Source organism: Mycobacterium angelicum, from assembly GCF_002086155.1.
Classification (GTDB): domain Bacteria; phylum Actinomycetota; class Actinomycetes; order Mycobacteriales; family Mycobacteriaceae; genus Mycobacterium; species Mycobacterium angelicum.
The window spans coordinates 1-25,005 of the sequence record NZ_MVHE01000049.1; the positions used below are offsets into that span (position 1 = coordinate 1).

Sequence of the window (25,005 nt, forward strand, 5' to 3'; positions counted from 1 at the left end):
CCACGCGAACCCGAAGAACTCCCCCCGGACTGGACACCCGACGAACCCATGCCAGAACCGCTACCCGACGACCCACCGTTCTAAAGTCGCAGTCATGGGCGGACCGGTAGCAGGCATAAGAGTGGTCGAGTTGGGAGTATGGGTGGCCGCTCCGGCGACGGCGGCCATCCTGGCCGACTGGGGTGCCGACGTCGTCAAAATCGAACCCCCCACCGGCGACCCGGGGCGCTTGTTCGGGCCGATGCTGGGGTGCGAGCCGGGGGTCAACCCGCCGTTCGAAATGGACAACCGGTCCAAGCGCAGCATCGTCTTGGACCTCAGCACGGACGCCGGCCGCGACACCGCTCTCGAATTGCTTTCCGAGGCAGACGTTTTCGTCACCAACGTACGACCGGGGGCGCTGCACCGGCTCGGTCTCGACTTCGGTTCGGTCGCGGCCCGAAACCCTCGCCTGGTCTATGGCCTGATCACCGGCTACGGCGAAACCGGACCCGACGCCGACCGCGCCGCCTACGACGTGGCCGCGTTCTGGTCACGGGCCGGTATTGCGGATTTGCTCACCCAGCCCGGCCACCCGCCGCCGTTCCAGAGGGGTGGCATGGGCGACCACTCGGCCGGTATGACGCTGGCCGCGGCGGTGTGCGCGGCACTCCTCGCCCGGGAGCGCACCGGAACCGGTCAATTGGTGAGCACCTCGCTCTACCGTCAGGGCGCCTACACGGTCAGCTTCGACCTCAACACCTATCTGATGACCGGCCAGCCCATCATGCTCGGACAGCGCGAATCGATGTTCAACCCGTGCATGAACAACTACACCGCGGGCGACGGGCGACGTTTCTGGATCGTCGGCCTCGAGGGCGATCGGCACTGGCCCCCGCTGTGCCGGGTGGTCGGTCACCCCGAATGGTTGACCGATCCCCGCTACACCGACGCCCGCGCCCGGGCCGTCAACGCGGTGGGACTTATCGCCGCATTAGACGAGATCTTCGCGACCAAGCCGCTCGATGAATGGGCCGAAACCTTCGCGTCCGAACCCGACTTCTTCTGGTCGCCGATCAACACGGTCGAGGATGTCGTGGCTGACGAGCAGTTTCACGCCGCGGGCGGATTCGTCGACGTGCCCGATGGTGACTCGAGCGTCCTGATGGTGGCCACTCCCGCCGATTTTCACGGCACGCCGTGTGCGCCCCGTGCTACGGCACCAACACTCGGCCAGCACACCGAGGAAGTTCTGGCCGAGCTCGCCGCTCGCCGCGCCCCCTGACCACCACGCAAGCTTTACAAAACTCGGCAAAAGTGTCACGCTGTCCGGATGGTTGGTCTTCAGACTTACCGGGTCAATGCTGCCGGCGCGGACCGCGCAGAAGGGGACTGCCTGCGCTATCGGCTCGACGTCGTCGCCGCTGATGCCATCGACGTGGTGCATACCGCCGGCGGCTGGCTGTATGACCGGGCGATGGCCGGGTGGGAAGTCACCGTGCTACTCCCACACGGCTGCGACAGCCGGCCACTGCGCATCCTCGGCGTCCGGATCGCAGACCTGGAGTCAGAGCTGGGCGCGTCGAGTCAAACCCTGGCCGTCAGCGCCGCGGCATTCGCCGCCGACGATTGCGTTCGCGAGCGTGTGCGGATGGCGCTCGAGCACCCGCTTACCGAAGTCGCCCTGTGGGGCGACGGCTGGCCGCTGGGAATGGATCGCCGGATGACGGCCGTGCAGCACGTGCTCAGCGGCGCCGCACGCGCCTTCAAGAGCCAAGCGCTCGCGGCGGCCGGAATACGTTGTCCCTCAACAGCTCCCACCGAAACGCTGCTGACCGACACGCCATGAAAGGTACTACGGCCACACGCTGCTGTATCTGCACGAGACGATTGCGCTGGGGTCCGGTCGCAGTGACCGCTTCATCGAAGTTTTCGTCGACACCTACCAACCGATGATGACCGAACTCGGTGCCCGGCTGTTCGCCGTCTGGGAGTGCACCTCTTACAAGGGCCACTGGCCGCAAATGGCGATCAGCTGGGAGATCGACGCCTTCGCCGACTACGCCAGGATCGGGGCCGCCCAGGCGCGCGGCGGCAGCCACGAAGCCGCGGCCGGCAACTGGGCCGCGTTCCTGGCCGACATCGGCGCCTCGGGCGAGGGCCGCATCATGTATCCCGGACCCAGCAACAAGATCCTGGCCCAACTCAAAGCAGCGAATTTCGTTGCACCGCTGGTTATTCAAGAAATCATGCAGACCAAGTCCGGTCGCCAGGACGACTACATCCGCGAGCTGGAGCGACTCGACGTGCCGTGGTCGGAGCGCACCGGCAAGCACTGGCTCGGCTCTTTCACGACCACCTTCGGTATCAACGAGGTCATTCATTACTGGGCGCTCGACGGTGGCTGGGAGTGTTTCGCCAACCACCACCCGTCCTGGAAGCAGCGTCCGCCCGCTGAGATCGTCACCTGGATGAGTGTGGCGCCCGCGCTGCGCGACGGCTGGGAAGACTCGATCCTGCAGGCTATACCGCCGTCGCCACTGCAGTGAACGCGATCCAGACGGACTTCTCTTACGACCCCTTTGACGCGCAGGTGATGGCCAACCCGTTGCCGTACTACCGCGTGTTGCGCGACGAGTATCCGCTGTATTACCTGCCTCAGTGGGATACGTTTGCGCTCGCGCGGTTTGCCGACATCTGGCGAGTGCTCGAGGTCAACGACGAGAGTTCATCGTGCGGCCACCGATGCCGGGTTGATCACCAGAATCCATGCCGGAGAGGGGAAAGCGGACGCGATATGGCACGGTTGGGTTTTCGGATGATCACCTTGGCCGCCGAATCGCCGGCGTTGCGGCGCGGCGCGGCCGATTACCTGCGGGAGGCGACCGCACCATGACCGACACCGCAATCCGCGAGCTGCTCGCCGCATATGCGCTCGCGCTGGACGGCGGCGATGTCGCCGCGTGCCTGCAGCTGTTCGCGCCCGACGCGGAATTCCTGGTCTACGGGCGGACTTTCGCCGGCCATGACGGCATCGGCCGGATGTTCCGGGACGCACCGCGCGGACTGCATCTCACCGGCGTATCCAAGATCGACGTACGCGGGGACACCGCGACCGCCCGCTCGCAAGTGCTATTCGTCAGGGCCGGAGACCTTACGCTGCGGCCTGCGCTCTACGACGACGAGCTGATCCGCCGAGACGGGAAATGGTTGTTCAAGCGGCGCCGCTGCCGATTCGTCACCAGCCACGGCCTCAGCGATACACCCGAGGTGCAATGACGATGCACACCCACCGTGTCGCACTGGTCTCCGAGGAAGCCTCGTTCGTCACCGGTGCAGAACTCGTGATCGACGGCGGCCAATGCCTGCAGATCCGATGAGCGAGTTGGACGCCGTGAATCGGCTGGACCCGGCACTGCACGCCGTTGCGACGACGCGAACGGTCTTCACCGCTGAAGCGATCCCGCTCATCCGAGAATCGATGAACCAGCGCCGCCGCAACACCGTCGAGGAAACGACCGGGGTGACCATCGAGCACGCGACGGCCGAACCCGGCTCGGTTCCGGTGCGTATCTACCGCGGCGCAGCGACAGCACCCGCGCCGGCCGTGATCTACTGCCATGCCGGGGGTTTCGCGCTCGGAAACCTCGACACCGACCACCGCCAGTGTCTGGAGCTGGCCCGCCGCGTGCCGTGCACCGTGGTATCCGTCGACTATCGGCTGGCCCCCGAGCATCCCTATCCGGCTGCCGTGGACGACGCGACGGCCGTGCTGAACTGGGCGGCCAAGAATGCGGCGCAACTCGGCATCGATCCCGCGCGCCTGGCGGTCGCGGGCAGCAGTGCCGGGGCCACCCTGGCCGCATGCCTGGCGCAGCGCGCCGCCGACCGATCGCTGCCGCCGGTCGTGTTCCAGTTGCTGCACCAGCCGGTGCTCGACGACCGCCCTACCGCATCCATGATGGAATTCCGGGCCACCCCGGCATTCGACGGCGAGGGAGCGGAGCTGATGTGGGGCCACTATCTGGCCGGGCAATCCGGATCGGCCGATGCAGCCCCCGCTAGACGCCGCCAATTGCACGGTCTGCCACCGGCTTTGATTACCTGCAACGAGATCGACCCGTTTCGCGACGAAGCGGTGGACTACGCCATGCGCCTACTTGGCGCCGGGGTATCCGCCGAGTTGCACGTATTCCCAGGCGTGTGCCACGGATTCGATTCGCTGCTGCCCGACTGGTCTGCCAGCCAATGCCTTTTCGCGCTGCAGGGTGATGCACTGTCCAGGGCGTTGCGGACCTAAGGTGCCAACGGTGATGGCGGGCAGCTGGTCATCGACCGCCGCCACTGCGAATCGGGTGGCAGCGGCGTAAAACGCTTCGTCGGTCATCAGCCCACGGCGGGCCAGTTCAATGCGGTCCACCTCGGTGCCCCAGCGCTGGGCGAACAGGTACCTGAGATGTTCTGGATGGGGCCGGCGCAGATTCAAATGCGGTTTGCGACGGGCCAATTCGTTGCGCATCGCCAAGGCCTGAGCGGCAATGGCACGCCATTGCGGCAGCCGCGGGTCACCGCGAAGCAAGTCGAGAAAGTGGTCGACGGCGGGTAGGGAGGGTGGCAGAAACAGTGTCCGGGTTATCACTCGGGCCGATACGGCGATCGGGTTGTCGCCCAGCGTCCGGTTCTCTTCAGCGGTAAGCCAAGTGGAGCTCACCGATTTCGGAAATCCGGACTTGCCGATGATGCCGGTCGCCAGCGCGTAGCGGTGGGCAACCGCCTCGAGCGCCGCTTCGGGGGTGTCGGCGGTTACCTCGGCGATGGCCAGGGCGGCCAGTTCGCGAACGTTGCCGTTGTGCCCGGGGTTGGTCAAGTTCCAGTGCCAGGCGGCGACCTGTTCCAGCGCGGGCAGATAGGCCCATCGGTCGGTGGCGCACACGCTCAGTAGCGAGAGGATGTCCCAGTCGCGAACTTCGATCACAGTTTCGTGGTTGTGTTCGGTTGCTACGGCCTCCGGTGCCGCTGGTGCCCAGAGTCGTTGCCAGTGCTGGGACCAAACAGTGGGCGGCGGACCGGGCCGCACGGCGGCGCTTGCGTGGCCACCGGCGATCTGCTGCAGCGCGAGCACGGCGTCGGCATGTTTGATGTCGACCCGCAGTGACCGCAATCGACGTGCCAGACCCCGGATTTCGGACACACCGGCCTCGTCGAGCAGCCGATTCCAGGTGCGCATGGTAAACGGCAGCGAGCGCGCCACGTCGATCAATTGTTTGGCCAATGTTGTTGTCAGAAGCCGCGACTCGACGCAACGTGCCAGCGTCTGGCGAATGTTGACCAGCGCATCGACGAAGATCGGATACCCGTCTTCCGGATCGCCGTGCACCATGCCGACTTCGTCATCGGCCTCTAAGACCCCATCGCGGTAGCTTTCGAAAACCCAGCCGTAGCCTTCCATTCCGAACTGATGCAGCTCCGCTGCGCGCAGCGCGCCCATGCTCGACGAGCCGACCACCCGTACCCCATCGGCCATCAGGGTGAGCAGTTCCTTGTGCCGCACCGAGGGATGCTGGAAGAACAGTCCGTCGACGATCAGCAGCGTATCGCCCGGTCCTAGCCCGTACTTGAAGGCGTCGCCGAACGAAATCGGTGGCACCACTTCGGCATTAGGCACGATTGCGCGGATGTCGTCGGCGCCGATCGTGGGACCCGCGGTGACGACGATCCTGCCCGGGATGGTCATGCGGACTCCGCTAAGGGCGTGCGGATGGGTGAGCGTGTCGACGCTGCCAAGCCGGGGGCAACGACCTTCACCACTGGAACACAGCTGTCGGCGAGGTCGCATACGGCCGCGAGCGGCTCGGTGCCTGCACGAGTGGCCACGGCGGTGGCAGCGGCGGCGATGAGGTCGTTCAGCGAGTCGGTGCAGTCAATGTGCCACGGTGTCGACTGCGCGGCGGGTAGCGATTGCATAGGTCTGGCGGCCGGGCCATAGGTGTGTAGGCGCGCGAAGCGGTGATAGATCGCCGGCGAGAGATCCTCGCGGGCGCCGCTGATGGCCGTCAGACGCGATTGCGCGGCTTCGGTGATGGCGCGTGACAGCGCCACGTTGGGATCGTGATGCAGCCCGAAGCCGCAGAACGGTACGTCGGCCATCTCTGAAGTCAGTTCGGCGGCAAAGCAATAGAAACCGTCCCAGCTGTCGATCCGGGCGATCTGCAGTTGGCTCCCGGCCCGGCGAATCATGTCGACCAGCGCTGCGCAGCCCGAGTCGGCGACGTCGTCGAGCGGTACCTCGAAGAGCGTCACCCCGGGCTCGGCGGTGGCCACACAGTGGCGTTCCATGATTTCGTACAGCGCGTGCAGAGCGGCCTCGTAATAGCTGTTGCCCGAAGCCAATCCGCTGGTATCCATGGTGAACATGGGCGCTCCCCAGTGTTGGCCGACCGCGATGTTGACGGCGACGGCCGCCCACGGCAGCCAGGTTCGGCGACCGGTCAGCAATGTCGTGGCAACCATCCAGTCCAACTTGGCGCCCGGGTGGTAAAGGCTGCCGGGCTGCTGACGAAGGCGCGCGGGATCATAAGTCAACGTAGGACCGAGGTCTGCGGTGGCCGCGAATAACAGGTCGGGAGCGGCGTTTTCGGCGTGCCAGGTCTCGAGGGATTCCATTACGGCTGAGACTTGGGCGGCCCGGCGGGTGGGCGCTTTACCCTGGCTGGCCGAAAGCGTCAGCGAGGCCGGCCGCACCGCCTGGAAAGTGGGAATCCCGAGATCGTCGAGCCAGGTCAGATCGGCGACGCGGGTGATGCCCGCCGATTCCAGCATCGGTTGTACGGCCACCCAGGTCTGATCGGGGGAGATGACCCGATGGGTGCCCGCCCGATGGCCGATGGTCGTGGGGTCGGAGTGGCCCAAAACCCTTGTCGGCCAATAAGACCAATCTGGTCCGCTATTCGGTTGGCTGCGGCCGGGCTGAGGCAATTCTGACCTGCTTCGTGCTGCTGAGGGGAGGTGGGGCGGAGATTCAGTGTCGTCCCGTGGAGGATTTGCTTACTCGGCGATGTCGTGGGCCGAGTAGTTCAGGAGCGCGGCGGAGTATGCGGTTTCCTTGTCGCCGAACAGAAGTTCATGGGTCATGTCATATCCCCTCTTGCTTTCGGTATCGGGTGAAGTGGCTGGACGTGTCGATGATTGCCTACTGCAACTATGTCCCGCAAATATTATCGGGCGATTGATAACATTGCAAGGGTTGGCTGCGGGTGTGGTGATTAACCGATCAGAACGTGATGAGCTGACGCACGGCGGTGCCGTCGGCCAGGTGATCCATCGCCGTGTTGATGTCGTCGAGCCGGATCGTCGACGAAACCAGCGATTCCACCGGCAGCCGGCCCGAGCGCCACAGCGCCACGAACCGGGGGATATCGCGGCTGGGTACCGCAGAGCCGAGATAGCTGCCGATCAGTGAGCGCCCTTCGGCTACAAATCCCAACGGCGACAAGGTGATCCGGGCGTCCGGCGGCGGCAGGCCGACGGTGATAGTACGGCCGCCCGGCGCGGTCAGGCCGATTGCGCTCTGCAACGCCGCGGGATGTCCGACGGCCTCCACGACGACGGCGGCCTTGATGCCGCCGTCGGCGGCCTGTTCGGGTGTATAGGTTTCGTGGGCGCCCAGGGCGCGCGCCGCGGCCAGCTTCTCCGGCAACCGGTCGACGCCGACGACGCGGACGCCGTCATAAGTCAGGGCGGTAAGCACCGCCGCCATGCCGACACCGCCCAGGCCGACGACAGCCACCGACTGGCCCGGTTGCGGATTGCCCACATTGAGTACCGCACCGCCACCGGTCAATACGGCACAGCCGAGCAGGGCCGCGACGTGGGGCGGAACATCGTCGGGTACCGGGACCGCGCTGGCCCGGTTGACGACGGCATGCGTGGCGAAGCCGGACACGCCGAGGTGGTGGTACACGCGATTGCCGTTACGGGCCAACCGGATTCCGCCGCCAAGCAGCGTTCCCGCCCCGTTTGCGGCGCTGCCCGGTTCGCACGGCGTCAGCCCCTCGGTCGCACACGCCGTGCAGTGGCCGCAACGCGGCAAGAACACCAGCACGACCCGCTGGCCCACGGCCAGGTCGCCAGCCCGGTCGCCGACGGCTTCGACGATTCCGGCGGCTTCATGCCCCAGCAGCATCGGCACCGGCCGGACCCGGTTGCCGTCGACCACCGAGAGGTCGGAGTGGCAGACGCCGGCCGCCTCGATACGGACCAGGACCTCATCGTTGCCCGGTGGATCAAGGTCGAGGTCGACGACGCTGATCGGTTGGGACCGTGCGTACGGCCGCGGCGATCCGATCCGATCCAGCACCGCGCCCCGGATGTGGATCATGTTCGAATACAACCATGACTTCAGGACCAGCCCCGGAGCAGCTCACCAGCAGCGACTTCCCGGTGCTGTGGCCGGTGCTCACCCGGTGGGCCGACAACGACATGTTCGGCCACCTCAACAACGCCGTCTATTACCAACTGTTCGACACCGCGATCAACGCCTGGATCAACACCACGACCGGCCTGGACCCGCTCAGCTCTGCGGAGCTGGGCATCGTCGCCGAATCGGGGTGCCGCTATTTCTCGGAACTGCATTTTCCGGAAAGCCTTGCGGTGGGTCTGGCGGTGACGCGGCTGGGCCGCAGCAGTGTGACCTATCGGCTGGGTGTGTTTCGGGTCGATCGATCCAGCGATCGGGCGCAACCGATCACCGCCCTCGGCCATTGGGTCCACGTCTATGTCGACCGGGTCAGCCGTAAACCGGTTCCGATTCCGGACGTCATCCGAACACTGCTCGCAACCGCCTGTGTAGCCGGCTGAAACGGCACCAGTATGCTTCGCCAATGCCAGTTTTGAGCAAGACAGTCGAGGTCAGCGCGCAGGCCGAGGCGATCATGGGCATCGTCGGCGACATCGAGCGGTACCCGGAATGGAATGAAGGAATCAAGGGTGCCTGGGTGCTCGCCCGCTACGACGACGGCCGTCCCAGCCAGGTGCGCCTCGACACCTCTATTCAAGGTTTTGAAGGCGTCTATATCCACGCCGTGTACTACCCCGGTGAGAACCAGATTCAGACCGTCATGCAGCAGGGCGATCTGTTCGCCAAGCAGGAGCAGTTGTTCAGCGTGGTGGAAAGCGGCGTCAACAGCCTGCTGACCGTGGACATCGACGTCGAGCCCAGCATGCCGGTGCCGGCGCCGATGGTGAAGATGCTCCTCAACAATGTGCTGGAGCAACTCGCCGAGGCCGTCAAGGTGCGCGCCGAGCAGCTCGCTAGCTGAAGATCCCGTTCCGGTCCAGCGTCTCGGTCAACCGCGCCGCGGCGTCGGTGAACTGCCAGACCGTGTGCTCAACCACTTCGTCGGCGTCCCGGCGGCGCAGCGCGGCGATCAACCGCCGGTGGTTGGCGACCGCGTCGGCCCCCCATTGCGGGTCGGCGGCATAGATCTGGGCTGGCATGTAGCGCGCGGCGTTGAGTAGGAACCAGGCCAGCTTGATCCGCCCGCTGGCCTGGTTGAAGACGCGATGGAAGGAAAACTCCAGCGCCGCGATGGTTTCGGCGTCGCCCGAGCCGACGGCCCGATCCATCGCATCGTTGATCCGGTCCAGCTCGGCGATCTCCAGGTCGGTGATCCGGCGGGTGGCGGTGACGGCCAATTCCCGGGCGATGGTGGCCTGCAGCCAGAAGATGTCGGCGATGTCCTGCCGGGTCAGCGGCAGCACGACGTGGCCGCGGTGCGGCTCCAGCTGCACCATGCCCTCACCGCGCAGCTTCAGCAGGGCTTCGCGCACCGGGGTGACACTGACCCCAAGCTCGGCCGCCGTCTCGTCGAGCCGGATGAACGTGCCCGGCCGCAGTTTCCCCGACATGATGGCCGCCCGCAGGTGCCCGGCAACCTCGTCGGACAACTGCGCCCGGCGCAGCGGACGACGGCTGCGCGGCTGCGCGGAGAGGGGAGCGTTCACGTGGCCTGCCAGGGCTTTCAGGTGCTCAGCGGGTGCATAACAGGTCGACTTCGAACTCTTGTCTTTGCGCCGCCCAGGCCATAATGTGACCCAGACAACACCATGTTTTATCAAATATCAATGTGGCGCAAGCGGTGCGCAAGTGAAGGGAAGGCATAGTTGACCGCGCAACTGGCCAGCAACCTGACGCAGCTGACCGAGCAGCCTTACCTCGCTCGGCGGCAGAACTGGGTCAACCAGCTCGAGCGGCACGCAATGATGCAGCCGCACGCGACCGCGCTGAGGTTCCTGGGCAACACAGTGACATGGGCCGAGTTGCGGCGCCGCGTGGCGGCGCTGGCCGGCGCCCTGAGCCGCCGCGGGGTCGGCTTTGGCGATCGGGTCATGGTCCTGATGCTCAACCGCACCGAGTTCGTCGAGTCGGTGCTGGCCGCCAACATGATCGGGGCCATCGCGGTCCCGTTGAACTTCCGGCTCACCCCAACAGAAATCGCTTTCCTGGTCGAGGACTGCGGGGCGCGGGTGCTGATCACCGAGCCGGTGCTGGCTCCGGTGGCCACCGCCGTCCGCGACATCCAGCCGCTGGTGGACACGATCGCGGTAGCCGGCGGCTCAACCAACGACAGCGCGGCCAGTGTGCTCGGCTACGAGGAGCTGATAGCCGAGCCCGGTGCTGCACCCGATGCGGTCGATATCCCCAACGACTCGCCGGCCCTGATCATGTACACCTCCGGCACTACCGGGCGTCCCAAGGGTGCGGTGCTCACCCATACCAACCTGACCGGCCAGACGATGACGGCGCTCTACACCAGCGGCGCCAACATCAACAGCGACGTCGGCTTCATCGGGGTGCCGTTCTTCCACATCGCCGGGATCGGCAACCTGTTCACCGGCATGCTGCTCGGAGTGCCCACGGTGATCTATCCGCTTGGCGCGTTCGACCCCGGCCAACTGCTCGATGTGCTCGAAGCCGAGAAGGTCACCGGCATCTTTCTGGTTCCCGCGCAGTGGCAGGCGGTATGCGCCGAGCAGCAGGCACGGCCCCGCGACCTCAAGCTGCGGGTGATGTCGTGGGGCGCCGCCCCGGCGCCGGATGAATTGCTGCGGCAGATGTCGGAGGTCTTTCCCGGGACTCAGATTCTGGCGGCCTTCGGCCAGACCGAGATGTCGCCGGTGACCTGCATGCTGCTGGGTGAAGACGCGATCCGCAAACGCGGATCGGTCGGCAAGGTGATCCCCACGGTGTCCGCCCGCGTCGTCGACGACGACATGAACGACGTGCCCGTCGGCGAAGTGGGGGAAATCGTTTATCGCGCACCGACATTGATGAGCGGTTACTGGAACAACGAGCAGGCCACGGCGGAGGCGTTCGCGGGCGGCTGGTTCCATTCCGGGGACCTGGTGCGGATGGACTCCGAAGGCTACGTCTGGGTGGTGGACCGCAAGAAGGACATGATCATCTCCGGTGGTGAGAACATCTACTGCGCCGAGGTGGAGAACGTTCTGGCCAGTCACCCCCGCATCGTCGAGGTCGCGGTCATCGGCCGGTCGGACCAGAAGTGGGGCGAGGTGCCACTCGCCGTCGTGGCTGTAACGGAAGGGCACCTGCAAATCGAAGAGCTGGATGAGTACCTGACCGAGCGGCTCGCGCGGTACAAGCACCCCAAGGCGCTCGAGATCGTGGATGCGCTGCCCCGCAACCCGGCCGGGAAGGTGCTCAAGACTGAACTGCGGATGCGCTATGGAGGCTCAAAGGAAGCTCAAAGACCTTCTGCTCCAACCGATTTATCGCCGAGTAAGGAGAGCTGACCGGACCCGTAACGTTTGCCAGCTATTGACGAAGGGTTAATTGTGAGGATGCGGTTCACACCTGACGGGCCATCAGGTACATTCCTGTGGTCTCCGTTACTACCTGCGGGTAGGGAGCCGATAGTCACACATATTGGGTCGCGGCAAGGTGGGGGTTCCCCCAGCCGCATAGCGGCGAGGGGGCGAGGCGTGCGACATGATCGGCCGCGACTCCGAGACACGAACGAGACCTGTGATATCGGCGTGAAGGGGTACCGGTGACCACGTCCACACGTCCGCACCTGGTCGGATATCTCCGCGATCAATTGGAGACGCCGCTGACGATGGTCGGCGGCTTCTTCCGGATGTGCGTCCTCACCGGACGGGCGCTCTTCCGCAGGCCCTTCCAATGGCGCGAGTTCATCCTGCAGTGCTGGTTCATCATGAAAGTCGCTCTGCTGCCGACGATCATGGTCTCGATCCCGCTGACGGTGCTGCTGATCTTCACCCTCAACGTCTTGCTCGCCCAGTTCGGCGCCGCCGACCTTTCGGGCGCGGGTGCCGCGATCGGTGCGGTCACCCAGCTCGGCCCGCTGACCACGGTGCTGGTGGTGGCCGGCGCCGGCTCCACCGCGATCTGCGCCGACCTCGGCGCGCGCACCATCCGTGAAGAGATCGACGCCATGGAAGTGCTCGGTATCGACCCCATTCACCGTTTGGTGGTGCCCCGGGTGATCGCGGCGACTCTGGTCGCGACGCTGCTGAACGCGTTGGTGATCACCGTCGGCCTGGTCGGTGGTTACCTCTTCGGTGTCTATCTGCAAAACGTCTCCGGCGGCGCCTATCTGGCGACGCTGACTACCATCACCGGCCTGCCCGAGGTGATCATCGCCATGGTCAAGGCGGCGACGTTCGGACTGATCGCCGGACTGGTCGGCTGCTACCGCGGGCTGACCGTGCGCGGCGGCTCCAAAGGTTTGGGTACCGCCGTCAACGAGACCGTGGTGCTGTGCGTGGTCGCGTTGTACGCGGTCAACGTCATCTTGACCACGATCGGTGTGCGATTCGGGACGGGGCACTGACATGTCGACAGCCGCCGTAGTACGCGCCCGCTTCCCACGGGCAATCGCCAACGTCAATCGTTACGCGGGCAGCGTCACCCGGGGGCTGGACGAGACCGGGCAGCTGGCCTGGTTCATGCTCACCAGCATCGGCCAGATTCCGCACGCGCTGCACTACTACCGCAAGGAAACGCTGCGGCTGATCGCCCAGATCGGTATGGGCACCGGCGCGATGGCCGTCGTCGGCGGCACGGCCGCGATCGTCGGCTTCGTTACCTTGTCCGGTAGCTCGCTGGTCGCCATCCAGGGTTTCGCCTCACTGGGCAACATCGGTGTGGAAGCGTTCACCGGGTTCTTCTCGGCGCTGATCAACGTACGCATCGCCGGTCCTGTGGTCACCGGCATTTCGCTGGCGGCGACGGTCGGGGCCGGCGCCACCGCCGAGCTGGGAGCCATGCGGATCAGCGAGGAGATCGACGCCCTGGAGGTGATGGGCATCAAGTCGGTCTCCTACCTGACCTCCACCCGGATCATCGCCGGGCTGGTGGTGATCATCCCGCTGTACGCGCTCGCGATGATCATGTCTTTCCTTTCCCCGCAGGTCGTTACGACGGTGCTGTACGGCCAGTCGACGGGTACCTACGAGCACTACTTCCGGACGTTCCTGCGTCCCGACGACGTGTTCTGGTCCTTCCTGGAGGCCATCATCATCGCGGCCATCGTGATGGTCACCCACTGCTATTACGGATACAACGCCGGCGGTGGACCGGTCGGCGTCGGTGAGGCCGTCGGCAGATCGATGCGGTTCTCACTGGTTTCGGTCCAGGTTGTCGTGTTGTGTGCCGCGTTGGCGCTGTACGGCGTCAACCCCAACTTCGCCCTGACGGTGTAGCGCCATGACAAGTCCAGGCAAGGTCAACAAAATCCACCATCCGCCGTACAAGACGGTCGGAATTGCCTCGTTCGTCGTCTTTCTCTTGATAATCGCCTTGGTCTACTTCCAGTTCAAAGGGGACTTCACCGCCAAGACCAAGCTGACCATGGTGTCCGACCGGGCCGGCCTGGTGATGGACCCCGGTTCGAAGGTCACCTACAACGGGGTTCAGATCGGCAGGGTCGACAAGATCACCGAGATCGACCGCAACGGCAAGCCCGCTGCCAAGTTCACTCTCGACGTGTATCCCCAATACCTTTCGCTGATTCCGGAGAACGTGGATGCCCAGATCAAGGCGACCACGGTGTTCGGCGGCAAGTACGTCTCCCTGACGACGCCCAGAGACGCGCAGGGAAACATCGTCTCCAAGGGCCACCTCACCCCCAAGAGCGTGATCGACGCGACGGCGGTGACGACGGAGATCAACACGCTTTTCCAAACCATCACCTCGATCTCGGAGAAGGTTGATCCGGTCAAGCTGAACCTGACCCTAAGCGCCGCCGCCCAGGCGCTGGCCGGGCTGGGTGACCGGTTCGGACAGTCGGTCGTCAACGGCAACGCCATTCTCGACGAGGTCAACCCGCAGATGCCGCAGGCGCGCCGGGACATCCAGCAGCTGGCGGCGCTGGGCGACGTTTACGCGAACGCGTCGCCGGATCTGTTTGACTTCCTTAACAATTCGGTTCCCGCGGCGCGCACCATCAACCAGCAGCAACACAATCTGGACGAAGCGCTGTTGGCGGCGGCCGGCTTCGGCAACACTGGCGAAGACATCTTTGCCCGCGGCGGCCCCTACCTGGCCCGGGGAGCCAACGACCTGGTTCCCACCGCCCAGCTGCTGGACACCTACAGCCCGGAGCTGTTCTGCACCCTGCGCAACTACCACGACATCGAGCCCAAGGCCGCCTCGTTCCTCGGCGGCAACGGTTACTCGCTGAACAGCCACACCGCCCTGACCTCAGGGCTGGGGCTCATGCTCAACCCGCTGTCGTTGATCACCCTGCTCGCTACGCAGGTCGGCGGGCTGGCCGGGGTCGTCGGCGGTGCGCCGAACCCCTATATCTATCCCGACAATCTGCCGCGGGTGAACGCTCGCGGTGGGCCCGGGGGTGCGCCTGGCTGCTGGCAGACGATCACCCGCGATCTGTGGCCCGCGCCGGAATTGGTGATGGACTCCGGCAACAGCATTGCGCCGTACAACCACTTGGACACCGGTTCTCCGTACGCAATCGAGTACGTCTGGGGCCGTCAAGTAGGGGATAACACGATCAACCCATGAAAATCACCGGCACACTCGTCAAACTCGGCATCTTCTCGCTGGTGCTGCTGCTCTTCAGCGTGATGATCATCATCGTGTTCGGTCAGCTCCGCTTCGACCGCACCAACAGTTACTCCGCGGAGTTCAGCAACGTCAGCGGGTTGCGGCAGGGTCAATTCGTCCGCGCCTCGGGCGTTGAGATCGGCAAGGTCAAAGACGTCGAGCTGATCGACGGCGGCAAGCGGGTCCGGGTGAACTTCGACGTCGACCGCTCGGTGCCGTTGTTCCAGTCGACGACCGCGCAGATCCGCTACCTCGACCTGATCGGCAACCGCTACGTCGAGCTCAAGCGCGGCACCGGCGACGGCGCGGACAAGCTGCTGCCGCCGGGTGGGCTGATCCCGCTGTCCCGCACCTCGCCGGCGCTGGACCTCGACGCGCTGATCGGTGGTTTCAAGCCGCTGTTCCGGGCGCTGGACCCGGACAAGATCAACACCATCGCCTCGGCGCTGATCACGGTGTTCCAGGGTCAGGGCGGCACGATCAACAACATCCTCGACCAGACCTCGCAGCTGACGTCGCAGCTCGCCGAGCGCGACCAGGCGATCGGCGAGGTGGTCAAGAACCTGAACACCGTCCTGGACACAACCGTGCGGCACCGCAAGGACTTTGATCAGACGGTCAACAATCTCGAGGTCCTGATCACCGGGCTGCGCAACCACGACGACACCCTGGCCGGCGGGACGGCGCGGATCAGCAACGCCGCCGGAACGATAGCCGACCTGCTGGCCGAGGACCGCGCTTCGCTGCACAAGGCCATCAACTACCTCGACGCCGTTCAGCAGCCGCTCATCGACCAGCGCGAGCAGCTCAACGACTTCCTGCACAAGGTCCCGACCGCCCTGAACATGATCGGGCGCGGCATCGGTTCCTACGGCGACTTCGTGAACTTCTACGCCTGCGACATCACGATCAAGCTCAACGGGCTGCAGGCCGGTGGCCCGGTGCGCACGGTCCGGCTCTTCAACCAGCCGACGGGTAGGTGCACGCCGCAATGAGAACGCTGGAACCCCCCAACCGGTTCAAGATCGGCGTCATGGGCATCCTGGTGACGCTGCTGGTCATCGGCGTGGGCCAAAGCTTCACCAGTGTGCCGATGCTGATGGCCCGCCCCAGCTACTACGGCCAATTCACCGACTCCGGCGGCCTGAACAAGGGCGACAAAGTGCGCATCGCCGGCATGGAGGTCGGCAAGGTCGAAGGCATTTCCATCGACGGCGACCACATCCTGCTGAAGTTCTCGATCGGCACCCAATCGATCGGCACCGAGAGCCGGCTGGCGATCCGAACCGACACCATTCTCGGCAAGAAGGTCCTCGAGATCGAAGCCCGCGGGAACCAGCCGCTGCGGCCGGGGGGCACCCTGCCGCTGGGGCAGAGCACCACTCCCTACCAGATCTACGACGCGTTCTTCGACGTGACCAAGGCGGCGACCGGCTGGGACATCGACACCGTCAAGCAGTCGCTGCACGTGTTGTCGCAGACGATCGACCAGACCTACCCGCACCTGAGCGCCGCACTTGACGGCGTGGCCAAGTTCTCCGACACGATCGGCAAGCGCGACGAGGAGATCAAGCACCTACTCGCCCAGGCCAATCAGGTGGCCAGCGTGCTCGGTGACCGCAGCGCCCAGGTGGACCGGCTGTTGGTCAACGCCAAGACGCTGCTGGCCGCGTTCGAAGAGCGCGGGCGCGCCATCGACGCATTACTGTCCAACGTCGCCTCGTTCTCGGCCCAGGTGCAGGGGCTGATCAACGACAACCCGAACCTGAACCACGTGCTCGAGCAGCTGCGCACCGTCAGCGGCATTCTCATGGAACGCAAGGACGACTTGGCCAAGGGGCTCGTCCAGGTCGGCGGCTTCCTGCCATCGCTGAACGAGTCCATCGCTTCCGGGCCGTTCTTCAAAGTCGTTCTGCACAACCTGGTTCCGGGCCAGATTCTGCAGCCGTTCGTCGACGCCGCCTTCAAGAAGCGCGGCCTGGACCCCGAAGAATTCTGGCGCCACGCCGGGCTGCCGGAATACCGGTTCCCCGACCCCAATGGCACCCGCTTCCCCAATGGCGCACCGCCGCCGGGACCGCTGGTACTCGAGGGCACTCCGGAGCACCCCGGACCCGCCGTGCCGCCCGGATCGCCGTGCTCGTACACGCCGGCGGCGGGTGCCTTGCCCCGGCCCGACGACCCGCTGCCCTGCGCCGGCGCAGGCATCGGCCCATTCGGTGGCCCCGCATTCCCGGCACCCCTCGACGTCGCGGCGTCACCGCCGAACCCGAACGGGCTGCCGCCGACACCGGGCATCCCGATCGCCGGCCGGCCGGGCGACCCGGCTCCGGACGCCCCGGGTACGCCGGTTCCGTTGCCGCCGAACGCGCCGCCGGGTGCTCGCACCGAGCCGCTGGGACCGGCGGGCCCGACGGCACCACCGTCGACGTTCGCACCGGGCCTGCCGCCCGGGCCGCCCGCGCCCCCCGGGCCCGGCCCGCAGTTGCCCGGACCGTTCATCAACCCGGGTGGAACCGGTGGTAGCGGTGTGGAAGGAGGTAGCCAGAATTGAGCACCATCTTTGACATCCGCAACATCAAGTTGCCCAGGATGTCGCGGGCAGCGGTGATCATCGGATCGCTGGTGGTGGTTCTGGGCCTCGTCGCCGCATTCGTCGGCTGGCAGCTTTACCAGAAGCTCACCAACAACACCGTCACGGCCTACTTCCCCGCCGCCAACGCGCTCTACCCGGGCGACAAGGTCCAGATCATGGGCTTGCAGGTGGGCAAGATCGACAGCATCGAACCCGCCGGCGACAAGATGAAGGTGGTCTTCCACTACCAGAACAAGTACAAGGTGCCGGCCAACGCCCAGGCGGTGATCCTCAACCCCACGCTGGTGGCCTCGCGGACCATTCAGCTGGAGCCGCCCTACAAGGGTGGGCCCGTGCTCGCCAACAACGCGGTGATCCCGCTGGACCGCACCAGGGTTCCGGTGGAATGGGATGAACTGCGCAACAGCATCACCAACATCATCTCCAAACTCGGCCCCAGCCCGGAGCAGCCGAAGGGGCCGTTCGGTGAGGTCATCGAATCCTTCGCGGACGGACTGGAGGGCAAGGGCAAGCAGATCAACACCACGCTGGACAGCCTGTCCCGGGCGTTGACCGCGCTTAACGAGGGCCGCGGCGACTTCTTCGCCGTGGTGCGCAGCCTGGCACTGTTCGTCAACGCGCTGCATCAGGACGACAAACAGTTCGTGGCGCTCAACGAGAACCTGGCCAGCTTCACCACCCGGCTCACGCATTCGGATCAGGATCTCTCCAACGCGCTGCAGCAGTTCGACAGCCTGCTGACCACGGTTCGCCCGTTCCTGGACAAGAACCGCGAGGTGCTCACCCAGGACGTCAACAACCTGGCGACGGTGACCAACACCCTGCTGCAGCCCGAACCGCTGAACGGGCTGGAGACGGCGCTGCACATCCTTCCGACGGCCGCGGCGAACGTTAACCAGATCTATCACCCGGCGCACGGCTCCGTCGTCGCCATCCCCGCGATCACCAGCTTCGCCAACCCGATGCAGTTCATCTGCAGCTCGATCCAGGCCGGCAGCCGGCTGGGATATCAGGAGTCGGCCGAGCTGTGTGCGCAGTACCTGGCACCGATCCTGGATTCGATCAAGTTCAACTACTTCCCGTTCGGGCTGAACCTGTTCAGCACCGCCGAGGTGCTGCCCAAGCAGGTCGCCTACTCCGAGCCACGGCTGCAGCCGCCGAACGGATACAAAGACACGACCGTCCCGGGCATCTGGGTGCCGGACACACCGTTGTCGCACCGCAACACCCAGCAGGGCTGGATCGTCGCTCCGGGCATGCAGGGAACCCAGGTGGGACCCATCACCGCCGGACTGATGACCCCGGAGTCGCTGGCCGAGCTGATGGGTGGGCCCAACATCGAGCCCGTCCAGTCGACCCTGCAGACTCCGCCGGGGCCGCCGAACGCGTACGACGAGTACCCGGTGCTGCCGCCGATCGGCTTGCAGGCTCCGCAGGTGCCGATACCGCCGCCGCCCCCGGGCCCCGAGGTTAGGCCGGGTCCGGTGGCTCCGACGCCCGCACCCGGGCCGGCGCCGGCGCCGGTAGGTGCACCATTGCCCGCTGAGGCAGGAGGGCAGTGATGGGCATCGCGAGAATGGTCCGCTACCGCAGCTGGCAGGCGCTGGTGCTGCTGGTGGTCGCAATGGTGCTGAGTTCTTGTGGCTGGCGCGGTATTTCGAATGTGACGATCCCGGGCGGCCCGGGCAGTGGCGAGGGCTCCTACGTCATTTATGTGCAGGTGCCCGACACCCTGGCGATCAACGGCAACAGCAAGGTGATGGTCGCCGACGTGACGGTTGGCTCCATCCGCGGCATCGAGTTGAAGAACTGGGTCGCAACCCTGACGCTGGGCATCGACAAGGGCGTCAAGCTGCCGAAGAACGCCACCGCCAAGATCGGCCAGACCAGTCTGCTGGGCTCCCAGCACGTCGAGCTGGCTGCGCCGCCCGACCCGTCGCCGCAGCTGCTGAAGAATGGCGACACGATACCGCTGAAGAACTCGTCGGCGTTCCCCAACACCGAGCAGACGCTGGCCAGCCTGGCGATGATCCTGCGCGGCGGCGGCATCCCGAACTTGGAAGTGCTGCAGAACGAGGTCTACAACATCTTCCACGGGCGCGCCGACCAGATCCACGCGTTCCTGGCCAAGCTGGACACGTTCACCAGGCAACTCAACGAGCAGCGTGACGACATCACCCACGCGATCGACTCCACCAACCGGCTGCTGGTCTACGTGGGGCAGCGCGCCGACGTGCTGGACCGGGTGCTGACCGACTTCCCGCCGCTGATCAAGCATTTCGCCGAGACGCAGAACCTGCTGATCAACGCCATTCAGTCGGTGGGCGGGCTCAGCCAGCAAGCCGGGCAGTACCTCTCCGAGGCGCGCAGCGGCCTGCACACCTCGCTCGAATCGCTGCAATGCCCGCTGCGTGAGCTGGGCCGCGGTTCGCCGTACCTGATCGGGGCGCTGAAGCTGATCCTCACCCAGCCGTTCGACATCGACACCGTGCCGAAGATCTTCCGAGGCGACTACCAGAACGTGTCGCTGACCCTGGACGTCACGTACAGCGCCATCGACAACGCGTTCCTGACGGGTACTGGATTGTCCGGCGCGCTGCGTGCGCTCGAGCAGTCGTTCGGGCGTGACCCCGAGACGATGATCCCCGACGTCCGCTACACGTCGAACCCCAACGACGCACCCGGCGGACCGCTGGTCGAGAGGGCGGAGCGAGGCCAATGCTGACTCCCTTCATCAGGCGCCAGTTGTATTTGTTCGGGGCGCTGACCGTCATCGCGCTGCTGGTCCTGGGCATCTACTACCTGCAGATCCCGAGCCTGATGGGCATCGGCCGGTACACGCTGACCGCTGAGCTGCCCGCATCCGGCGGCCTGTACCCGACGGCCAACGTGACCTACCGCGGCATCACGATCGGCAAGGTCACCGACGTCGAGCCGACCGAGCGTGGCATCCGGGCGACGATGAGCATCGACAGCCACTACAAGATCCCTCTCGACGCGACGGCGAACGTGCACTCGGTTTCAGCGGTCGGCGAGCAGTATCTGGACCTGGTATCGACGGGTAACCCCGGCAAGTACTACGCATCCGGGCAGACCATCACCTGCGGTCCGGGGCCACAGTGCAAGAACACGGTGCCAAGTGAGATCGGCCCGGCACTGGACACCGCCAACCGCGGTCTAGAGGCGTTGCCGAAAGACAAGATCGGCAAGCTGCTCGATGAAACCGCCCAATCCGTCGGCGGATTAGGGCCTGCCCTGCAACGGCTGACCGATGCCACCCAGGCGATCGTCGGGGACTTCCGCACCCAGATCAAAGACATCGACGACCTCATCCAGAACTCCGGGCCGATTCTGGACAGCCAGGTCAAGTCCGGTGACGCGATCGAGCGCTGGGCGCACAATCTCAACACCCTGGCGGCCCAGACCGCGGCGCACGACCAGAATCTGAAAAGCATTCTGACCCAGGCGGCTCCGACCGCCGACCAGGTCAACGAGGTGTTCACCGACGTACGGGATTCGCTGCCGCAGACGCTGGCGAACCTCGAGGTCGTGTTCGACTTGCTGAAGCGCTACCACGCCGGGCTTGAGCAGGTGCTGGTGTTCCTGCCGCAGGGCGCGTCGATCGCACAGACGGTTGCGGCACCGTTCCCGAACATGGCCGCACTGGACCTTGCACTGTCGATCAACCAGCCGCCGCCGTGTCTGACCGGCTTCATTCCGGCGTCGGAGTGGCGTTCGCCCGCTGACACCAGCGTGGCGCCGTTGCCGACCGGCACGTACTGCAAGATCCCGATGGAAACGCCGGCCAACAGCGTGCGCGGTTCGCGCAACATCCCGTGTGTCGACGTTCCCGGCAAGCGGGCGGCGACGCCGCGGGAGTGCCGTTCCACCCAGCCGTACGAACCCGCGGGCACCAACCCCTGGTACGGCGACCCGAACCAGCTGCTGACCTGCCCTGCGCCGGCGGCGCGCTGTGACCAATCGGTGCGGCCGGGCATGGTGATCCCGGCGCCCTCGGTGAACAACGGGATGAACCCGGCACCGGCTGACCGGCTGCCGCCGGGCGGGACGCCGCCACCGATCAGCGACCCGTTGCAGCGGCCCGGTTCGGGTAGCGTGCAGTGCAACGGACAACAGCCCAACCCCTGCGTTTACACTCCCAACGGGCCTCCCACTGCGGTGTACAGTCCCCAGAGCGGTGAACTGGTAGGGCCCGACGGGGTCAAATATTCCGTCGAAAACTCGACCAAAACAGGAGACGACGGATGGAAGGAGATGCTGGCGCCAGCCGGCTGAACCCCATCGACGCGGATGATTCGCTGAGCCCGGAGGTGACGGCCGAGGATTCGCAAGAATCCGAGGACGGAACCGACCAGACTGGCACCGAGGTGACTCCGGAGGTGACGGTCGAGGATTCGGAAGAATCCGAGACCGGAGCCGACCAGACTGGCCCTGACGAGGCTGCTGTCGACGAGACTGCTCCGGACGATTCGACCGAGTCCGAGGCTGCGGTCGACGAGGCTGCGGTCGACGAGGCGGCGGAGCCCGGCGTTGAGCGGCGGCCGTCACGAATGGGCCGGGGCTGGCTGGCCGGCATCAGTGTCGTGTTGCTTCTGCTTGCCGGTGGTATCGGCGCCGGCGGTTACTTCGCATTGAAGGCGCATCAGGATCGGCAGGAAATCGCGCGGTACAACGAAAAGGCGTTACAGGCGGCAAAGGATTGCGTGGCCGCGACGCAGGCGCCCGACACCAACTCCATGCAGGCCAGCGAGCAGAAGATCATCGAGTGCGGCACCGATGCCTACCGTACCCAGGCCCTGCTCTACAGCAGCATGCTGGTGCAGGCCTACCAGGCCTCGAATGTGCACGTTCAGGTGTCCGATATGCGGGCAGCCGTCGAACGCAACAACCCCGACGGTTCGGTCGACATCCTGGTGGCGATGCGCGTCAAGGTCAACAGCGATCAGGTACAGGGCCAGGAAACCGGCTACCGTCTGCGCGTGCGGATGGTGCTGACCGATGGCCAGTACAAGATTTCCAAGCTCGACCAGGTGACGAAGTGACGGTGGCGGTCCAGCCGACTGTCGAAGAGACCCGAACCATCCCGGCGGCCACCCGGGTCTCACCCGAAAACGACTTGGCGCCATGGCATTTCCGCGCCGGCGCATTCGCCATCGACGTCCTGCCCGGGATGTCCGTAATCGCGACGATGGCGTTGGTCTCGTTATCGGTCAGGTCGGGCAGCGCGTGGTGGTGGGTGTCGCTGTCCGTGCTTGGGGTCGCGGTGCTGCTGGTGCTGGTCAACCGCTTGCTGCTTCCGGCCATCACCGGCTGGACGTTGGGACGCGCGCTGTACGGCATCGCGGTGACGCGGCGCGACGGCGAAGCGATCGGAACCTGGGGTCTACTGCTGCGCGATCTGGCCCACCTGCTCGACACGTTGCCGGTGTTGCTGGGCTGGCTGTGGCCGCTGTGGGATTCTCGCCACCGGACTTTTGCCGATCTGCTGCTGCGCACCGAAGTACGGCGTGTCGAACCGCACGCGCGGCCGGTCAAGGTACGGCAGTGGACCGCGGCGGCCTTGTTGTTCGCGGCGCTGCTGTGTCTAGACGGTGCCGGCGTGAGCTACGCCTTGGTGTACGCGCCCGATCGCGCCACCGATCAGACCCGTGCCGAGATCGCGATACAGGGGCCGAAAATCGCGGCTGACATGCTGACGTACGACCCGCAGACATTGCGGCAGGACTTCGCCCGTGCCCAGTCGCTGACCACGGACAGGTATCGCGGTCAGCTGGCGGCTCAGCAGGAGGCGGTGGAGAAGGGCCACCCGGTCATCAACGAGTATTGGGTGACGGGCAGCTCGATCCAGTCGGCGTCGCCGGATCGCGCCACCATGCTGTTGTTCATGCAGGGCCGGCGCGGTGTACCGCCAGAGCAGCGCTACATCAGCGCCACCGTTCGGGTGACCTTCGCGAAAGGCCGCGACAAGCACTGGCGCGTTGACGATCTCACTGTACTGACCAAGCCCAAAGCACCTGGGAATGGAAAATGAGTCCGCGCCGCAAGTTTCGGCCCGGAGAGGGGCAACTGTTTGTCGCACAGGCGATTCCGCCGAGGTCGTCAGGGCTGGCACTGGCGGTGGCGGTCACCGTCGCCGTCATCGCGGCGGCGCTCACGGTGTGCACGCTGTCGCTGATCGGCCACGAATCTCGGGAACGTGCGGCCAGCCGCGACCACGAGGTGGTCAACTACGTCAAATGGTTCATGACCGGCTTCACCACCCTGGACCCGTATCACGCCAACGCGTATGTAGAACGGGTATTGGCGCAGGCGACAGGCGATTTCGCCAAGCAGTACCACGATAGGGCGAACGAGATCCTGCTCCAGGTCGCCAGGGCGGAACCGGCCACCGGGACCGTCATTGACGCCGGCGTGGAACGGTGGAACGACGACGGCACCGCCAGTGTGCTGGTGGCTACCGAAGTCACCTCCAAGTCCGCGGATGAGAAGCAGGTGTTTGAAAGCACGAATCGCTGGACGGCGACGGTCAAGCAGGAAGGGAATCAGTGGAAGATCAGCAACCTGATGCAGGTGATCTGACCGCGGAAGAGGAAACAGCGGCCGCTGAGGAGACTGACGCCGCTGAGGAGACCGAGGCCGCTGAGGAGACTGACGCCGCTGAGGAGACCGACGCCGCTGAGGAGACCGACGCCGCTGAAGAGACCGGGGCCGCTGACTCCGACGAGACCGAAGCCACCGAAGCCGCCGAGGACAAGACAGCTGCGCCCAAGAAGAAGTCGAGGCGTCTGCTGGTACCGGTAGTGGCCGCGCTAATTGCCGCGTTGTTCATCGGTTCGGCGGCCTTCGCGGGCGCGGCCGTGCAGCCCTATCTGGCCGATCGCGCCACCGTAGCGGTCAAACTGAAGGTGGCCCGGACGGCGGCAAACGCGATCACGACGTTGTGGACCTACACGCCCGAGAACATGGACAGCCTTGCCGATCGTGCGGCGGCCTACCTCAGCGGAGACTTCGGTGCCCAGTACCGCAAGTTCGTCGACGCCATCGTGGCGCCCAACAAACAGGCCAAGGTGACCAACACCACCGAGGTCACCGGCGTCGCAGTCGAATCGCTCGAGGGTCCCAATGCCGTTGCAATTGTGTACACGAACACCACCACCACCAGCCCGCTGACCAAGAACATCCCGGCGATGAAGTACCTGTCCTACCGGCTGATCATGAAGCGCGACAACGGTCGCTGGTTGGTGACCAGGATGACGACCATAACCTCGCTGGATGTGACGCCGCACCTGTAGCGACCCGGGTC

Annotated in this window: 23 protein-coding genes and 4 pseudogenes; 23 read left to right on the top strand and 4 right to left on the bottom strand. The window is 65.5% G+C overall.

Annotated elements, in window-relative coordinates; all coding sequences use genetic code 11:
• The first annotated feature begins 94 nt into the window (after positions 1–94).
• The 8 genes and pseudogenes from BST12_RS21560 (at position 95) to BST12_RS21585 (ending at position 4,279) form a co-directional block, all read left to right on the top strand.
• Complete coding sequence (locus tag BST12_RS21560; RefSeq protein ID WP_083115245.1) at positions 95–1,264, top strand: CaiB/BaiF CoA transferase family protein; 1,170 nt, start codon at positions 95–97, stop codon at positions 1,262–1,264.
• A 48-nt stretch (positions 1,265–1,312) separates the two neighbouring features.
• A complete protein-coding gene (locus tag BST12_RS21565; protein WP_083115247.1) occupies positions 1,313–1,828 on the top strand; it encodes a hypothetical protein in 516 nt (171 codons plus the stop codon).
• Positions 1,829–1,847: 19 nt separating this feature from the next.
• Complete coding sequence (locus tag BST12_RS21570; protein ID WP_083115249.1) at positions 1,848–2,528, top strand: NIPSNAP family protein; 681 nt, start codon at positions 1,848–1,850, stop codon at positions 2,526–2,528.
• A gap of 47 nt (positions 2,529–2,575) precedes the next feature.
• Positions 2,576–2,701: pseudogene (locus BST12_RS31075) on the top strand (cytochrome P450); the annotation flags it as partial.
• Positions 2,702–2,705: 4 nt separating this feature from the next.
• Positions 2,706–2,875 (top strand): annotated as a pseudogene (locus BST12_RS34650) (HpcH/HpaI aldolase family protein); the annotation flags it as partial.
• Positions 2,872–3,258 (top strand): nuclear transport factor 2 family protein, encoded by a 387-nt coding sequence (locus BST12_RS21580; protein ID WP_083115303.1) that lies wholly within the window; start codon positions 2,872–2,874, stop codon positions 3,256–3,258. The pseudogene BST12_RS34650 and the gene BST12_RS21580, both read left to right, overlap by 4 nt.
• A gap of 23 nt (positions 3,259–3,281) precedes the next feature.
• A pseudogene (locus tag BST12_RS31080) lies at positions 3,282–3,359 on the top strand (oxidoreductase); the annotation flags it as partial.
• Entirely contained in the window at positions 3,356–4,279 is a 924-nt protein-coding gene (locus tag BST12_RS21585) for an alpha/beta hydrolase (protein ID WP_083115251.1), read from the top strand. The pseudogene BST12_RS31080 and the gene BST12_RS21585, both read left to right, overlap by 4 nt.
• Here BST12_RS21585 and BST12_RS34655 read toward each other — a convergent pair.
• From BST12_RS34655 to BST12_RS21600, 3 genes and pseudogenes are all read right to left on the bottom strand, one after another.
• Positions 4,271–5,713: pseudogene (locus BST12_RS34655) on the bottom strand (TfuA-like protein); the annotation flags it as partial. The gene BST12_RS21585 and the pseudogene BST12_RS34655 overlap by 9 nt on opposite strands.
• Positions 5,710–6,954, bottom strand: coding sequence for a YcaO-like family protein (locus tag BST12_RS21595; RefSeq protein WP_083115253.1), 1,245 nt, complete (start codon positions 6,952–6,954; stop codon positions 5,710–5,712). The pseudogene BST12_RS34655 and the gene BST12_RS21595, both read right to left, overlap by 4 nt.
• 295 nt (positions 6,955–7,249) lie before the next feature.
• Positions 7,250–8,356 (bottom strand): alcohol dehydrogenase catalytic domain-containing protein, encoded by a 1,107-nt coding sequence (locus tag BST12_RS21600; RefSeq protein WP_083115254.1) that lies wholly within the window; start codon positions 8,354–8,356, stop codon positions 7,250–7,252.
• Between the two features lie 14 nt (positions 8,357–8,370).
• Here BST12_RS21600 and BST12_RS21605 point away from each other — a divergent pair, with 14 nt between their 5' ends.
• Both BST12_RS21605 and BST12_RS21610 read left to right on the top strand, forming a co-directional pair.
• The gene (locus BST12_RS21605) at positions 8,371–8,835 is read left to right on the top strand and encodes an acyl-CoA thioesterase (RefSeq protein WP_083115256.1); all 465 of its coding nucleotides are present in this window, start codon (positions 8,371–8,373) and stop codon (positions 8,833–8,835) included.
• 23 nt (positions 8,836–8,858) lie between these two features.
• Complete coding sequence (locus BST12_RS21610) at positions 8,859–9,296, top strand: SRPBCC family protein (protein WP_083115257.1); 438 nt, start codon at positions 8,859–8,861, stop codon at positions 9,294–9,296.
• Here BST12_RS21610 and BST12_RS21615 read toward each other — a convergent pair.
• Positions 9,289–9,981, bottom strand: coding sequence for a GntR family transcriptional regulator (locus tag BST12_RS21615; RefSeq protein WP_083115259.1), 693 nt, complete (start codon positions 9,979–9,981; stop codon positions 9,289–9,291). The genes BST12_RS21610 and BST12_RS21615 overlap by 8 nt on opposite strands.
• Positions 9,982–10,140: 159 nt before the next feature.
• On the opposite strand from BST12_RS21615, the gene fadD5 reads away from it, so the two are divergent.
• From fadD5 to BST12_RS21680, 13 genes are all read left to right on the top strand, one after another.
• On the top strand, positions 10,141–11,790 hold the full coding sequence (fadD5, locus tag BST12_RS21620) for a fatty-acid--CoA ligase FadD5 (protein WP_083115260.1): 1,650 nt from the start codon (positions 10,141–10,143) through the stop codon (positions 11,788–11,790).
• 257 nt (positions 11,791–12,047) lie between these two features.
• Positions 12,048–12,851, top strand: a complete 804-nt coding sequence (locus BST12_RS21625; RefSeq protein ID WP_083115262.1) for an MlaE family ABC transporter permease — start codon at positions 12,048–12,050, stop codon at positions 12,849–12,851.
• A gap of 1 nt (position 12,852) precedes the next feature.
• Entirely contained in the window at positions 12,853–13,722 is an 870-nt protein-coding gene (locus BST12_RS21630) for an MlaE family ABC transporter permease (protein WP_083115264.1), read from the top strand.
• Positions 13,723–13,726: 4 nt separating this feature from the next.
• Complete coding sequence (locus BST12_RS21635) at positions 13,727–15,043, top strand: MCE family protein (RefSeq protein WP_083115265.1); 1,317 nt, start codon at positions 13,727–13,729, stop codon at positions 15,041–15,043.
• On the top strand, positions 15,040–16,080 hold the full coding sequence (locus BST12_RS21640) for a virulence factor Mce family protein (RefSeq protein ID WP_083115267.1): 1,041 nt from the start codon (positions 15,040–15,042) through the stop codon (positions 16,078–16,080). The genes BST12_RS21635 and BST12_RS21640 overlap by 4 nt, the downstream gene beginning before the upstream one ends.
• Positions 16,077–17,639: a virulence factor Mce family protein gene (locus BST12_RS21645; RefSeq protein WP_083115268.1), complete on the top strand. Its 1,563-nt coding sequence runs from the start codon at positions 16,077–16,079 to the stop codon at positions 17,637–17,639. The genes BST12_RS21640 and BST12_RS21645 overlap by 4 nt, the downstream gene beginning before the upstream one ends.
• Positions 17,636–19,243 (top strand): virulence factor Mce family protein, encoded by a 1,608-nt coding sequence (locus BST12_RS21650; protein ID WP_083115270.1) that lies wholly within the window; start codon positions 17,636–17,638, stop codon positions 19,241–19,243. Before BST12_RS21645 ends, BST12_RS21650 begins: the two co-directional genes overlap by 4 nt.
• On the top strand, positions 19,243–20,406 hold the full coding sequence (locus tag BST12_RS21655) for a virulence factor Mce family protein (RefSeq protein ID WP_083115272.1): 1,164 nt from the start codon (positions 19,243–19,245) through the stop codon (positions 20,404–20,406). The genes BST12_RS21650 and BST12_RS21655 overlap by 1 nt, the downstream gene beginning before the upstream one ends.
• On the top strand, positions 20,400–21,977 hold the full coding sequence (locus BST12_RS21660; protein ID WP_083115273.1) for a virulence factor Mce family protein: 1,578 nt from the start codon (positions 20,400–20,402) through the stop codon (positions 21,975–21,977). The genes BST12_RS21655 and BST12_RS21660 overlap by 7 nt, the downstream gene beginning before the upstream one ends.
• Positions 21,947–22,744 carry an Mce protein gene (locus BST12_RS21665; protein WP_083115275.1) on the top strand — a complete coding sequence of 266 codons (798 nt, stop codon included), beginning with the start codon at positions 21,947–21,949 and terminating at the stop codon, positions 22,742–22,744. The genes BST12_RS21660 and BST12_RS21665 overlap by 31 nt, the downstream gene beginning before the upstream one ends.
• The gene (locus tag BST12_RS21670) at positions 22,741–23,733 is read left to right on the top strand and encodes an RDD family protein (protein WP_083115276.1); all 993 of its coding nucleotides are present in this window, start codon (positions 22,741–22,743) and stop codon (positions 23,731–23,733) included. Before BST12_RS21665 ends, BST12_RS21670 begins: the two co-directional genes overlap by 4 nt.
• Entirely contained in the window at positions 23,730–24,281 is a 552-nt protein-coding gene (locus BST12_RS21675; protein WP_083115305.1) for a mammalian cell entry protein, read from the top strand. The genes BST12_RS21670 and BST12_RS21675 overlap by 4 nt, the downstream gene beginning before the upstream one ends.
• Positions 24,248–24,994, top strand: a complete 747-nt coding sequence (locus BST12_RS21680; protein ID WP_083115278.1) for a mammalian cell entry protein — start codon at positions 24,248–24,250, stop codon at positions 24,992–24,994. Before BST12_RS21675 ends, BST12_RS21680 begins: the two co-directional genes overlap by 34 nt.
• Positions 24,995–25,005 lie beyond the last annotated feature (11 nt).